This window comes from Streptomyces sp. NPDC001920 (genome assembly GCF_053594495.1).
The window spans coordinates 147,006-160,038 of sequence record NZ_JBSFEP010000011.1; the positions used below are offsets into that span (position 1 = coordinate 147,006).

14 protein-coding genes are annotated in these 13,033 nt (G+C 70.7%); all 14 read right to left on the minus strand.

The genetic code is table 11. From position 1 onward, the window contains the following. Positions 1–126 precede the first annotated feature (126 nt). On the minus strand, positions 127–666 hold the full coding sequence (locus tag ACWCPI_RS20245; protein WP_388807079.1) for an adenine phosphoribosyltransferase: 540 nt from the start codon (positions 664–666) through the stop codon (positions 127–129). Continuing rightward, complete coding sequence (gene secF / locus ACWCPI_RS20250) at positions 663–1,784, minus strand: protein translocase subunit SecF (protein ID WP_451039413.1); 1,122 nt, start codon at positions 1,782–1,784, stop codon at positions 663–665. The genes ACWCPI_RS20245 and secF overlap by 4 nt, the downstream gene beginning before the upstream one ends. A gap of 1 nt (position 1,785) precedes the next feature. After that, positions 1,786–3,525 carry a protein translocase subunit SecD gene (secD, locus tag ACWCPI_RS20255; RefSeq protein ID WP_451039414.1) on the minus strand — a complete coding sequence of 580 codons (1,740 nt, stop codon included), beginning with the start codon at positions 3,523–3,525 and terminating at the stop codon, positions 1,786–1,788. A 132-nt stretch (positions 3,526–3,657) separates the two neighbouring features. After that, a complete protein-coding gene (gene yajC / locus ACWCPI_RS20260; RefSeq protein ID WP_388807073.1) occupies positions 3,658–4,155 on the minus strand; it encodes a preprotein translocase subunit YajC in 498 nt (165 codons plus the stop codon). A 173-nt stretch (positions 4,156–4,328) separates the two neighbouring features. Further along, complete coding sequence (gene ruvB, locus ACWCPI_RS20265) at positions 4,329–5,399, minus strand: Holliday junction branch migration DNA helicase RuvB (protein ID WP_451039415.1); 1,071 nt, start codon at positions 5,397–5,399, stop codon at positions 4,329–4,331. 59 nt (positions 5,400–5,458) lie between these two features. Next, entirely contained in the window at positions 5,459–6,064 is a 606-nt protein-coding gene (ruvA, locus tag ACWCPI_RS20270; RefSeq protein WP_388807070.1) for a Holliday junction branch migration protein RuvA, read from the minus strand. Further along, positions 6,061–6,600 (minus strand): crossover junction endodeoxyribonuclease RuvC, encoded by a 540-nt coding sequence (ruvC, locus tag ACWCPI_RS20275; protein ID WP_451039416.1) that lies wholly within the window; start codon positions 6,598–6,600, stop codon positions 6,061–6,063. Before ruvC ends, ruvA begins: the two co-directional genes overlap by 4 nt. 167 nt (positions 6,601–6,767) lie before the next feature. Next, positions 6,768–7,520, minus strand: a complete 753-nt coding sequence (locus ACWCPI_RS20280) for a YebC/PmpR family DNA-binding transcriptional regulator (protein ID WP_019759338.1) — start codon at positions 7,518–7,520, stop codon at positions 6,768–6,770. A gap of 48 nt (positions 7,521–7,568) precedes the next feature. Then, positions 7,569–8,177 (minus strand): pyridoxal 5'-phosphate synthase glutaminase subunit PdxT, encoded by a 609-nt coding sequence (gene pdxT / locus ACWCPI_RS20285; RefSeq protein WP_451039417.1) that lies wholly within the window; start codon positions 8,175–8,177, stop codon positions 7,569–7,571. Positions 8,178–8,200: 23 nt separating this feature from the next. Beyond that, positions 8,201–9,106 (minus strand): pyridoxal 5'-phosphate synthase lyase subunit PdxS, encoded by a 906-nt coding sequence (gene pdxS, locus ACWCPI_RS20290; RefSeq protein ID WP_451039418.1) that lies wholly within the window; start codon positions 9,104–9,106, stop codon positions 8,201–8,203. A 126-nt stretch (positions 9,107–9,232) separates the two neighbouring features. Then, positions 9,233–9,775 carry a hypothetical protein gene (locus ACWCPI_RS20295; RefSeq protein ID WP_451039419.1) on the minus strand — a complete coding sequence of 181 codons (543 nt, stop codon included), beginning with the start codon at positions 9,773–9,775 and terminating at the stop codon, positions 9,233–9,235. A 186-nt stretch (positions 9,776–9,961) separates the two neighbouring features. Continuing rightward, a complete protein-coding gene (locus ACWCPI_RS20300) occupies positions 9,962–11,176 on the minus strand; it encodes a glycosyltransferase family 4 protein (protein WP_451039420.1) in 1,215 nt (404 codons plus the stop codon). Continuing rightward, complete coding sequence (locus tag ACWCPI_RS20305; RefSeq protein WP_451039421.1) at positions 11,173–12,081, minus strand: phosphatidylinositol mannoside acyltransferase; 909 nt, start codon at positions 12,079–12,081, stop codon at positions 11,173–11,175. The genes ACWCPI_RS20300 and ACWCPI_RS20305 overlap by 4 nt, the downstream gene beginning before the upstream one ends. Then, the gene (gene pgsA / locus ACWCPI_RS20310) at positions 12,078–12,767 is read right to left on the minus strand and encodes a phosphatidylinositol phosphate synthase (RefSeq protein WP_451039422.1); all 690 of its coding nucleotides are present in this window, start codon (positions 12,765–12,767) and stop codon (positions 12,078–12,080) included. The genes ACWCPI_RS20305 and pgsA overlap by 4 nt, the downstream gene beginning before the upstream one ends. Between the last annotated feature and the right edge of the window lie 266 nt (positions 12,768–13,033).

Sequence of the window (13,033 nt, forward strand, 5' to 3'; positions counted from 1 at the left end):
CGGGAAGCGGTCCTCGGTTGGGTCCCGGGACATGCGTACGCCACACATGCGTATGCCGCGCGCCTCGTGCGGAGGCGCGCGGCATTTGGAGCGGGTCCGAGGTCCCGCCCGGTGCGGCGATCCGGGTCAGACCGTGAGGAGCGACTCCAGCGGGGCTCCGGCCAGGGCCGGCTCCAGACGGGCGCGGCCGCCGAGGAAGCCCAGTTCCATCAGCACGGCCAGTCCGGCCACATCGGCGCCGGCCCTGCGGATCAGCTGGATCGAGGCCTCCGCGGTGCCGCCGGTGGCCAGGACGTCGTCGATGACCAGGACGCGGTCGCCCGCGGCCAGGTCCTCGGCGTGCACCTCGATCTCGGCGGAGCCGTACTCCAGGTCGTAGGCCTGGCTGAGCGTCGCCCCGGGGAGCTTGCCCGCCTTGCGTACCGGAATGAAGCCGATGCCCGCGCGGACGGCGACGGGAGCGCCGAGGATGAAGCCGCGGGCTTCCAGGCCGACGATCTTCGTGGCGCCGGTGTCGCCCGCGATCTCGGCGAGGGCGTCGGTGAGCGCCGTGAACGCCGCCGGGTCCGCCAGGAGCGGGGTGATGTCCTTGAACATCACGCCCGGCTCCGGGTAGTCCGCCACGTCCCGGATACGGCTGAGCAGCAGCTCCCTGATCTCGGTCATCGGCGCTTCCCCGAGGAACGGCCGCGGCCCCGGCCACGGGACGCGGGTTGGGTACGCGGGCCCACCACCGCGGGGGCGGCGTCCTCCGGCTCGTCGCCGTGGAACTCGTCGCTGACCCGGGCGTCCGCGGCCTCGCCCGGCGTGGCGCCTTGGGCGCGCTTGGCGAGGACACGCTTGCGCAGGGCCTTCATCTGCGGCTCGCGCTCCTTGAGGTCGGCGACGAGCGGCGTGGCGATGAAGATCGAGGAGTACGCACCGGCCGCGAGACCGACGAACAGCGACAGCGAGATGTCGTTGAGCATGCCGGCGCCGAGGAAACCGCCACCGATGAACAGCAGGCCCGCCACCGGCAGCAGCGCGACCACGGTGGTGTTGACGGAGCGGACCAGGGTGCTGTTGATCGAACGGTTGGCGATGTCGCTGTAGGTCCAGCGGGTCTGCTTGGTGATGTCCTTCGTCTGCTCCTTGAGGCTGTCGAAGACGACGACCGTGTCGTAGAGCGAATAACCGAGGATCGTGAGCAGACCGATCACCGTGCCCGGCGTCACCTCGAAGCCGACGAGGGCGTAGATGCCGACGGTGATGGTGATGTCGTGGATCAGGGCGACGAACGCGGCGACCGCCATGCGCCATTCGAACGCGATCGCCAGATAGATCACGACGAGGACCAGGAAGATCCCGAGACCCTGCCAGGCCTTGTTGGCGATCTGCTCACCCCAGCTGGGGCCGACGAGTTCGCCGGTGACGTCCTTCTCCGCGACGCCGAGGTCCTTGGCGAGCTGCGCGGAGACCTTGTCGGCCTCGGTGGTGTCGATGCCCGCGACCTGGATGCGGAGCGTGGCCTTCTCGCCGCTGCCGAGCTCCTGGACGATCGCGTCGTGGCCGGACGCCTCTTCCGCGTACTCCTGCGCCTGGGACACCGACACGGTGCTCGGGGTGTTGAAGACGGCCCCGCCCTGGAACTCGATGCCCATGTTCAGGCCGCGCACCGCCAGGCCGACGATGGCCAGGATGGTGATCAGGATCGAGATGCCGTACCAGATCTTGCGGTTGCCGACGAAGTCGTAGCCGACCTCGCCACGGTGCAGTCGGGCGCCGAGGTTGCCGAGCTTCGACATCTCACGCCTCCTTCGTCTCGATGGGGGCGGAGGGGCGGCGGGTGCGGCGCAGCGGCGGCTTGGCACCCAGTCGCTTGGGATCGAGGCCGGACCAGCTGTGGCCGTTCGCGAAGAACTTGGTGCGGGCCATGAGCGTCAGCAGGGGCTTGGTGAACAGGAACACGACGACCACGTCGAGCAGGGTGGTCAGACCGAGCGTGAAGGCGAAGCCCTGGACCTTGCCGACGGTGACGATGAACAGCACCGCGGCGGCGAGGAACGACACGAAGTCGGAGACCAGGATGGTGCGCCGGGCGCGCGGCCAGGCCCGCTCGACCGCGGGGCGCAGCGAGCGGCCCTCGCGGATCTCGTCGCGGACGCGTTCGAAGTAGACGATGAACGAGTCCGCCGTGATACCGATGGCGACGATGGCACCGCAGACGGCCGGCAGGTTGAGCGCGAAATTGATGGTCGGGCCGAGCAGCGACATGATCGTGTAGGTCAGCGCCGCGGAGACCAGCAACGACAGGATCGCGATGACCGACAGGCCGCGGTAGTAGACCAGCAGGTAGATGATCACCAGGGCCAGGCCGATCGCACCGGCGATCAGACCCGCCTTCAGCTGCTCACCGCCGAGCGCCGGGGACACCGTGGTGACGCTGTCCTCGCTGAAGGTCAGCGGCAGCGCGCCGTACGACAGCATGTTGGCGAGGCTCTGGGCCGACTGCTGGGTGAAGTTGCCGGAGATCTCGGCGCTGCCACCGGTCAGGGCTTCCGAGACGCGCGGGTCGGAGATGACCTGGCCGTCCAGCACGATGGCGAACTGGTTCTGCGGCGGCTGGTTCTTGGCCAGCTTCCCGGTGATGGCCGCGAACTTGTCGGACCCCTTGCCCGTGAACTTCATGGTCACGGTCCAGCCGGCGCCGGTCTGCGTGTTGAAGACGGCCTGGGCCTCGTCGACGTCCGTGCCGTCGACCTCGGCGGGGCCGAGGATGTACTTCTGCCACTGACCGCTGGAGTTCTGACCGCAGGCGACGGTGGACTCGGTGGGCTTGGCGCCGTCACCCGCCTTGGCGCGGACCGACTCCTTGGTGCAGTCCAGCGCGGCGTACTGCGCTTCGAGCTTGCCGCTCGGCTGGTCACCCGAGGGGGTGCCGCTCGCGGACGGGGAGGCGCTGGAGTCGGCGCTCTTGGAGGGCGTCGGGTCGGCCTTCAGCGCGTCGCTGACCGCGCGGCCCTGCTGGGTCGCGGTCGCCGAGGGGGTGCCGGAGGGAGACGCGGAGGAGGTCGCCTTCTCGCCGGCGTCGCCGGACGCGCTGCCGGAGGCGCTCGGCGAGGGGGTGGGCGCCGCGCCGGCCATCTCGGTGGCGACGACCGGTCGGAAGTACAGCTTGGCGGTGGTGCCTACCTGGTCCCGGGCTTCCTTGGAGTCCGTGCCCCGGGGGATGTTGACGATGATGTTCCTGTCGCCCTGGGTCTGAACCTCGGCCTCCGAGACACCCAGACCATTGACACGGCGCTCCATGATCTCGACCGCGGTGTCCATGTTGGTCTTGTTGATCGCGGATTCCTGGCCGGGCTCGGCTTCCGCGCGCAGCGTGATGCTCGTGCCGCCGGCCAGGTCGATACCAAGACGCGGAGTGGTGTGCCCCGAGGCGAACATCCCTCCGGTGAGCGCCGCGATGGCGATCAGGATGAGGGCCAGCGAGCGCCCCGGCTTGCTCTGGGCGCTCGCGTTCCGGCCCTTCTTAGGTGCTGCCACCTTCTCGTACTCCCTCTCGGGCCGCCTCGCTCCGGATCAACGGGCGGGCGGCCATGACATGGTGTCGGGATCCCGTGCGAGCTCAGCATGCCCGGGGGCGCGCAGGCCTGGCCCGCGCGCCCCGGAACATGGCTACTTCGCGTCGGAGTCGCCGCCTGACTTCTTGGACTCGTCGTCCGTCTTCGCCTCGGCGGACACGGCGTCGGACGACTCCTCGGCCTCGTCCTTCGCGTCCTTCTTGCCGAGGTCGACGGACTTCTCGTCGGAGGCGGCGGCAGCGGCGGGCTCGTCGGTCTCGGTGAGGGAGGAGGCGTCGTCCGGGACGACGTCGGACTTCAGGTCGTGCTCGATGCCGTGCACGATGCGGTTGTACTCGTCGTCCGAGAGGACGGCACCGATCGCGTTCTTGGCGAAGAGGAGCTCCACGCCCGGGCCGGCGTCGAGGAGGACGGTGTCGTCGCTGACCTCCTTGACCGTGGCGTACATGCCCCCGATGGTGCGGACACCGGATCCGGGCTGCATCTGGTTCCGCATGTCGGCGGCCTGCTGCTGCTTCTTCTTGGCCGACCGGGTCATCAGGAACATGGCCCCGATGAGCACGATGAACGGGAGGAGGGTCACGAGACTCACGGGTCGGAACTTCCTTCACACGACCGCGCTGTGAGCGGCCTGATGGTTGGGGATTGTCTGCCGCCGACAAAGGCGGCATCGGCGGAGTCTAAGCGAGTCTCCGCGCAGGGAACAACGCTCAGCATGGCACTGGGGTTCCCCCTGCGGCCACTGAGCTCGCCGTCACGATGTCGTCACGCCCCGAACAGGTCCTGTTGTCCGTTTCCCGCAGCTGACGAGCCCGGTGGGGTGAGGTCGAGGTGCGCCCAGGCGGCGGGCGTGGCGACCCGGCCGCGAGGGGTGCGCGCGAGCAGGCCCTCCCGCACCAGGAAGGGCTCGGCCACCTCCTCGACGGTCTCGCGCTCCTCCCCCACCGCGACCGCGAGGGTGGACAGGCCGACCGGGCCGCCGCCGAACAGCTTGAGCAGGGCTTCAAGGACGGCGCGGTCGAGCCGGTCGAGGCCGCGGGTGTCCACCTCGTAGACGGCGAGGGCGGCCGCGGCGATGTCCTTGGTGATGATCCCGTCGGCCTTGACCTGGGCGTAGTCGCGGACCCTGCGCAGCAGGCGGTTGGCGATACGGGGTGTGCCACGGGAGCGGCCGGCGATCTCGGCGGCGCCGTCGGCCTCGATCTCCACGTCGAGCAGGTTCGCCGAGCGGTGGATGACGCGCTCCAGCTCGGCTGGCTCGTAGAACTCCATGTGGGCGGTGAAGCCGAAGCGGTCGCGCAGCGGGGGCGGCAGCAGACCCGCGCGGGTGGTGGCGCCGACCAGGGTGAACGGGGGCAGTTCGAGCGGGATGGCGGTGGCGCCCGGTCCCTTGCCGACGATCACGTCGACGCGGAAGTCCTCCATCGCCATGTACAGCATCTCCTCGGCGGGCCGGGACATGCGGTGGATCTCGTCGAGGAAGAGGACCTCGCCCTCCTGGAGGGAGGACAGGATCGCGGCGAGGTCACCGGCGTGCTGGATGGCGGGGCCGCTGGTGATGCGGATCGGGGCGCCCATCTCGGCCGCGATGATCATCGACAGGGTGGTCTTGCCGAGGCCCGGGGCGCCGGAGAGCAGCACATGGTCGGCGGTGGCGCCTCGCGCGCGGGCGGCCCGCAGGACGAGGTCGAGCTGTTCGCGGACCTTCTCCTGGCCGATGAACTCGCCCAGGTCCTTCGGGCGCAGGGCGGCCTCGACGGCCTGGTCCTCACGGTCGGCGGACGCACCGACGAGCCGCTCGGCGGCGGGGGTGTCGGTGGTGTCGTCCCAGTTCATGGAGTGTGCCTCGGGGGTCGCGGTGGGTGGCGTACGTGAGTGGCGTCAGGGGCCGTCGGTCAGCGGGCTCTGTTCAGGGTCTGCAGGGCCGCCTTCAGCAACTGGCCCACCTGGGGCGTGCCCTCGGCGGCCTCGGCCTGCGGGGTCACGGCGGCGACCGCCTCGTCGGCCTCGCGGGTGGCGTACCCGAGGCCGATCAGGGCGGCGTGCAGCTGGTCGCGCCAGCCCTGGGTGACCGGGGCGCCGACGGCGGGCGCGCCGATGGGTTCGCCGAGGCGGTCCTTCAGTTCCAGGAGCAGCTTCTGGGCGCCCTTCTTGCCGATGCCGGGGACGGCGGTGAGTGCCTTCTCGTCGGCGGTCGCCACGGCCCTGCGCAGGGCGTCGGGTGTGTGCACCGCCAGCATCGCCTGGGCCAGGCGCGGTCCGACCCCGCTCGCGGTCTGGAGCAGTTCGAAGGTCTGCCGCTCGTCGTCGTCGGCGAAGCCGTACAGCGTGAGGGAGTCCTCGCGGACGACCAGCGAGGTGTGCAGCTTGGCCGGCTGGCCCATGCGCAGGGTGGACAGGGTGTTCGGGGTGCACTGGACGGCCATGCCGACGCCGCCCACCTCGACCACCGCGGCGTCCGGAGCGAGGGCGGCCACTGTGCCGCTGACGAAGGCGATCATGCCGTACGGCCTTTCGGTGCTTTGGCTGAGTGCAGGGCGACGGCCTGCTGGAGTCGGTTCTGCGCGGGGGCGCGCCAGATGTGGCAGATGGCGAGCGCGAGGGCGTCGGCGGCGTCGGCCGGTCTGGGCGGGGCGGTGAGCCTGAGCAGACGGGTGACCATGGCGCCGACCTGTGCCTTGTCGGCGCGGCCGCTGCCGGTGACGGCGGCCTTGACCTCGCTGGGGGTGTGCAGGGCGACGGGGATGCCGCGGCGGGCGGCGCAGAGCATGGCGACGGCGCTGGCCTGGGCGGTGCCCATCACGGTGCGGACGTTGTGCTGGCTGAACACCCGCTCCACGGCGACGTATTCGGGCCGGTGTTCGTCCAGCCACTGCTCGATGCCCTGCTCGACGGCGACGAGGCGGTGGCCCAGCTCGGCGTCCGCGGGTGTGCGGACGACTCCGACGCCGAGCATGGTGAGCGGGCGTCCCGCGACGCCTTCGACCACGCCGACACCGCATCGGGTCAGCCCCGGGTCCACCCCCAGTACGCGCACGCGCCCCTCCCTTCGATCTCCCCGGCTCCGCTGGGCGGTACCCCCAGTTCGTGCAGGCTATCGGGTGCCGCTGACAACGCCGGTCAGCAACTCCCGGCAAAGGCGACGGGCCGACGGGATCGTCCCGTCGGCCCGTTGAGCCTGAACCCGGCCGCGTCGCGGCTGCGTTACGCGTCGACCTTCTCCATGATCTCGTCGCTGACGTCGAAGTTGGCGAAGACGTTCTGGACGTCGTCGCTGTCCTCCAGCGCGTCGATCAGCTTGAAGATCTTCTTGGCGCCCTCCTCGTCGAGCTCGACCTGCATGGTCGGGACGAAGTTGGCCTCGGCGGAGTCGTAGTCGATCCCGGCCTCCTGCAGGGCGGTGCGCACCGCGACCAGGTCGGTGGCCTCGCTGAGGACCTCGAAGGACTCGCCGAGGTCGTTGACCTCCTCGGCGCCCGCGTCCAGGACCGCGCCCAGGACGTCGTCCTCGGTCAGCTCGCCCTTGGGGACGATCACGACGCCCTTGCGGTTGAAGAGGTACGACACGGAGCCCGGATCGGCCATGGAGCCGCCGTTGCGGGTCATGGCGACACGGACCTCGGAGGCGGCGCGGTTGCGGTTGTCCGTGAGGCACTCGATCAGCACGGCGACGCCGTTCGGGCCGTAGCCCTCGTACATGATCGTCTCGTAGTCGGCACCGCCGGCTTCGAGACCGCCGCCGCGCTTGATCGCGGAGTCGATGTTCTTGTTCGGAACCGACTGTTTCTTGGCCTTCTGGACGGCGTCGTAGAGCGTCGGGTTTCCTTCGAGGTCGACGCCGCCCATGCGCGCCGCGACCTCGATGTTCTTGATCAGCTTCGCGAAGAGCTTGCCGCGCTTGGCGTCGATCACGGCCTTCTTGTGCTTCGTCGTGGCCCATTTAGAGTGGCCGGACATCTGCCTGTCTCCTTCGCGTAACCCATCTATGAACGAACGCCAGAGATCCTACAAGGACTCGGCCGCCCGGTTCGCGTGCACCATGTCGACGAACAGGCCGTGCACGCGGTGGTCGCCGGTCAGTTCCGGGTGGAACGACGTGGCCAGCGCGTTGCCCTGGCGGACCGCGACGATGTGGCCGTCGTGCACGGCGAGGACCTCGGCCTCGGCGCCGACGGACTCGACCCACGGGGCGCGGATGAAGACGCCCTCCACAGGATCGCCGTCCACGCCCTCGATGTCGACCGCCGCCTCGAAGGACTCGTTCTGGCGCCCGAAGGCGTTGCGGCGCACGATCATGTCGATGCCGCCGACGGTCTCCTGGCCCGAACGCGGGTCGAGGATCTTGTCGGCCAGCATGATCATGCCCGCGCAGGTGCCGTAGACGGGCATGCCCGCCCGCACGCGCGCGCGGAGGGGCTCCATCACGCCGAACAGGACGGCCAGCTTGGAGATGGTCGTGGACTCCCCGCCGGGGATGACGAGACCGTCGACCTCGGCGAGTTCCTCGGGGCGCCGCACCGGCCTGGCCACGGCGTCGGCCGCGGCCAGGGCGATGAGGTGCTCCCGTACGTCGCCCTGGAGGGCCAGGACGCCTATGACGGGTGCGTCAGTCATGTACGTGCAGTCCTTGAGGGTGCTTACCAGCCGCGGTTGGCGTAGCGCTCGGTCTCGGGGAGGGTGTCGCAGTTGATGCCGACCATGGCCTCGCCGAGGTTGCGCGACGCGTCCGCGATGATCTTCGGGTCGTCGTAGAAGGTGGTCGCCTTCACGATGGCCGCGGCACGCTTGGCCGGGTCGCCGGACTTGAAGATGCCGGAGCCGACGAAGACGCCCTCGGCGCCGAGCTGACGCATCAGGGCGGCGTCGGCCGGGGTGGCCACGCCACCGGCGGAGAACAGCACGACGGGGAGCTTGCCGAGCTCGGAGACTTCCTTGACGAGCTCGTACGGGGCGCGCAGCTCCTTGGCGGCGGCGTACAGCTCGTTGTTGTCGAAGCCGCGCAGCCTGGCGATCTCGTTCTTGATCTGGCGCAGGTGGCGCACGGCCTCGACGACGTTGCCGGTACCGGCCTCGCCCTTCGAGCGGATCATCGCGGCACCCTCGGCGATGCGGCGCAGGGCCTCGCCCAGGTTGGTGGCGCCACAGACGAACGGGGTGGTGAACGCCCACTTGTCGGAGTGGTTGACCTCGTCGGCCGGGGTGAGCACCTCGGACTCGTCGATGTAGTCGACCCCGAGGGACTGCAGGACCTGGGCCTCGACGAAGTGGCCGATGCGGGACTTGGCCATGACCGGGATCGAGACGGCGTCGATGATGCCCTCGATCATGTCCGGGTCGGACATGCGGGCCACGCCGCCGTCCTTGCGGATGTCGGCGGGGACCCGCTCCAGGGCCATGACGGCGACGGCGCCCGCGTCCTCGGCGATCTTCGCCTGCTCCGGCGTGACGACATCCATGATCACGCCGCCCTTGAGCTGCTCGGCCATGCCGCGCTTCACACGGGCGGTGCCGGTCTCGGGAGCCTGGTTTTCGGAGTTGGACACGGGTGACCTCACACGGTGAAAGAGGGTTACTGCAAGCACAGAGGAAACGGGAGCGGACCAGGCCACAGCAAGGGCCAATGCGAAGCCGGTGGATCCTTTTCCGGCCCGATGGCGTGAATGCGCTGGTCAGGCGGCTCGGTCGGCCAGTACGGCGGGCGGCTCGTCGTCCATCTCGAAGGCCAAGGGGAACGGCGCGTGGCCGGCCAGCCGGAACCAGCGGACCTTGCGGTGGCGGCGCAGGGCCCTGGCGGCCCGTACGGCGTCGTTGTGGAAGCGGCGGGCCATCGGTACCCGGCGCACGGCCTCGGTCAGCTCATGGGCGGCCTCCTCGCCCCCGGGGGCCTCGCGTACCGCCTCCACCTGCTGGGCCTCCGCGAACACCGCCCGCAGCGCCTGGCTCAGCTCGCTCTCGGCGACCTCCCGCTGTTCCTCCTCGGCCTGCCGGGCGGCGTGGGCGGCCTCGTACAGGACGATCGACGCGGCCGGGTCCAGGACGCCGGAGGTGGCCACCTCCTGGGCGACCGAGGCGCGGCGGAGCAGTTGGGCGTCGAGTGCGGCGCGGGCCGCGTCGATCCTGGCGTGCAACCGGTCGAGGCGGCCCGCGGTCCAGCTCAGGTAGAGGCCGATCGCGACGAGGGCTACGAGGGTCCAGATGAGTGTTGCGGTCACGGGCGGAGCCTAGTCCCGTGGGGCGGGGCGGATGTCGGGCGGGGCGTTCACGGGGCAGCGCGGGCGCCGATGTGACGGTCGCCGGGCACTGCCCTGCGGACTGCCGGCCGCAGACCCAGCTTCGGCCCGAGAGGGCCTCGTTCCGGAACGCCGGGCGGGCCGATCGCCGGCCCGCGCATTCGGCGCTCAGCCCCTCGCCGGCCTCAGCCTCGCCCGCAGCCCGCCTCCGGTCCCCTCGTCCGCCGCCACCGCCGCCGCGCCCGCCGTCACCGTCTCGTAGACGGACAGGATGTCCGCGCCGACGGTCGACCAGTCGAAGCGGCGCACGTGCGCACTCCCCCGCTCCCGCAGTTCCGCTCTTCGCTTCGGGTCCTCAAGGAGGCGTACGGCGGCCTCGGCGAGGGCGTCGGCGTCCTCGTTGGCGAAGAGTTCGCCGGCCGCGCCCTGGTCGAGGACCTGGGCGAACGCGTCCAGGTCGGAGGCGAGGACCGGGGCGCCGGCCGACATCGCCTCGACCAGGATGATCCCGAAACTCTCGCCGCCGGTGTTGGGAGCGACGTACAGGTCGACGCTGCGCAGGAAGCGGGCCTTGTCCTCGTCGCTGATCATGCCGAGGAACTCGACCCGCGAGCGCAGTTCGGCGGGCAGGGACTCGACCGCCTCCTTCTCGTCGCCCCGGCCGGCCACCAGGAGCCTGGTCCGCGGGCGGGCGGCGAGGATCTTGGGCAGCGCCCGCATCAGGACCGGCAGGCCCTTGCGGGGCTCGTCGATGCGGCCGATGAAGCCGATCGTCTCGCCCGACCCTTGCTCACCGCCGCCCTCGACCGAGCCGCGCGACCCTCCCGACTGCCAGTCGGGGTTGGGCTCGGCCTTGGCGAAGAAGTCGACGTCGACGCCGTTCGGGATCACCACCGCGTCCCCACCGAGGTGCTCCACCAGCGTGCGGCGGGCGTACTCGCTCACCGCGATCCGGGCGCTGATCTTCTCCAGGGCCGCCTGGAGGATGGCGTACGCCGCGATCATCGCCCGGGAGCGCGGGTTGGAGGTGTGGAAGGTCGCGACGATCGGACCCTGTGCCGCCCAGCAGGTCAGCAGGCCCAGGGACGGCGACGTCGGCTCGTGGATGTGGATGACGTCGAACGCGTTGTCGTGCAGCCAGCGTCGGACCCGGGCGGCCGAGAGGAAGCCGAAGTTCAGACGGGCGACCGAGCCGTTGTACGGCACGGGGACGGCGCGGCCCGCCGAGACCACGTACGGCGGGAGCGGGGTGTCGTCGTCGGCGGGCGCCAGGACGGACACCTCGTGGCCGAGCCGGATGAAGTACTCGGCGAGGTCGCGGATGTGGAACTGGACGCCGCCCGGCACGTCCCAGGAGTACGGGCAGACGAGACCGATCTTCACAGGGGTCCCTTTCCGGGGTCCAGATCAGCGAGCCACAGGCGCTGGAGCATGTGCCAGTCCTGCGGATGTTCGGCGATCCCCGAGGCGAAGGCGTCGGCCAGCGCCTGCGTCATGACAGACGTCTTCTCGGCCCGGGTGCCTGACTCGGGCACCTCGACCGGTGGGTGGACGCGGCCTCGCATGACGGGTGTGTCGTCGTACCAGAGGGTGACCGGGAGCAGCAGCGCCCCGGTCTGCTGGGCCAGCAGCGCCGGGCCGGCGGGCATCCGGGCCGCGGCGCCGAAGAAGTCCACCTCGACGCCGGAGGCGGACAGGTCCCGGTCGGCGACCAGGCAGACCAGGCCGCCGTCGCGCAGTCGCCGGGCGAGGGTGCCGAAGGCGGTGCCGCCGCTGTGCGGCAGGACCTCCATGCCGAGGCCCTCGCGGTAGGCGACGAAACGGTCGTACAGGGTCTCGGGCTTGAGGCGTTCGGCGACCGTGGTGAACGGCGTCTCCAGCTCGGTCGTGACCCAGGCGCCGGCCAGGTCCCAGTTGGCCAGGTGCGGCAGGGCGAGTATCACGCCGTTGCCCGCGGCGAGGCCGTCGGTCAGGTAGTGGACGTCCTTGGGGTCGAAGCCGTTCCTGACGCGTTCCGCGCTCCAGGCGGGGAGCCGGAAGGACTCCATCCAGTAGCGCAGGTACGAGCGCATGCCCGCGCGCGAGAGCTCGGCGAGGCGCTCCGGGCTCGCGCCCGGCACCACGCGCGCGTAGTTGCTCTCCAGCCGTTGCACGCCCTTGCCCCGCTGCTTCCAGGTGAGGTCGGCGATGGTGCGACCGAGCCGTACCGCGACCGGTTCGGGAAGCTTCTTCACCGTGCCCCAGCCGAGCCCGTACAGGGCGTCCGTGAGCCGCTCCTGGGCACTCACTTGGCTGCCTCGCTCCCTTGAGAGGCGTTCTGCGGCTTCTCCTCCTGTGCGGCCGCCGCCTCCGCCTCGGCCGACTCGCGGCGGACGGTGACGACCCGCTGGATGAGCGTGACGAGACTGCCTACGGCGACGATCCACAGGGCGACGGGCAGCAGGTACTGGATGCCGGGTACCCCGAACGTGTGCAGGCCCGCCAGACCGGCCGCGACCAGCGAGATCACCAGACGTTCGGCGCGCTCGACGAGGCCGTTGACCGCGACCGGCAGACCGATGGACTCACCCCTGGCCTTGGTGTAGGACACCACTTGGCCGCTGGCCAGGCAGAAGATCGACACGGCGCACAGGACGAGGTCGTCGCCGCCACCGGCGTACCAGAGGATGAAGCCGCCGAAGATCGCGCCGTCGGCCACCCGGTCGAGCGTGGAGTCCAGGAAGGCGCCCCAGCGGCTGGAGCGGCCGAGCTGGCGGGCCATGTTGCCGTCGACGAGGTCGGAGAACACGAACAGCGTGATCACGACCGTGCCCCAGAAGAACTCGCCCCTCGGGTAGAAGACCAGCGCGCCGGCGACCACACCGGCGGTGCCGATGAGCGTGACGGTGTCGGGGCTGACGCCCCGCCGGATCAGAAACGCGGCGAACGGTGTGAGAACACGCGTGAAGAAAGCACGCGCGTACTTGTTCAGCATGGCCTTCCCGAGGGTCGGTGTGGCGCCGTGCGGCCCCTGCTGGCCACCGGCTGGCCCATCGTAGCCACGCGCGCGTGGCCGCGACCGCCGGGCACTCGTACACGGGTCGGGCGGCCCCGTCCACCGGTGCCGGACGGCGCGATCACGTCCGTCGTATGGACGCACCGTGACGGGAGTGGAAAGCTCGAAGAACCGCGGGCGTCACCGGAGCCGCCTCGCTGGGGGCACTTCCCGGAAGAAGTCCGGGGAGGATCCGTACGTCCCGC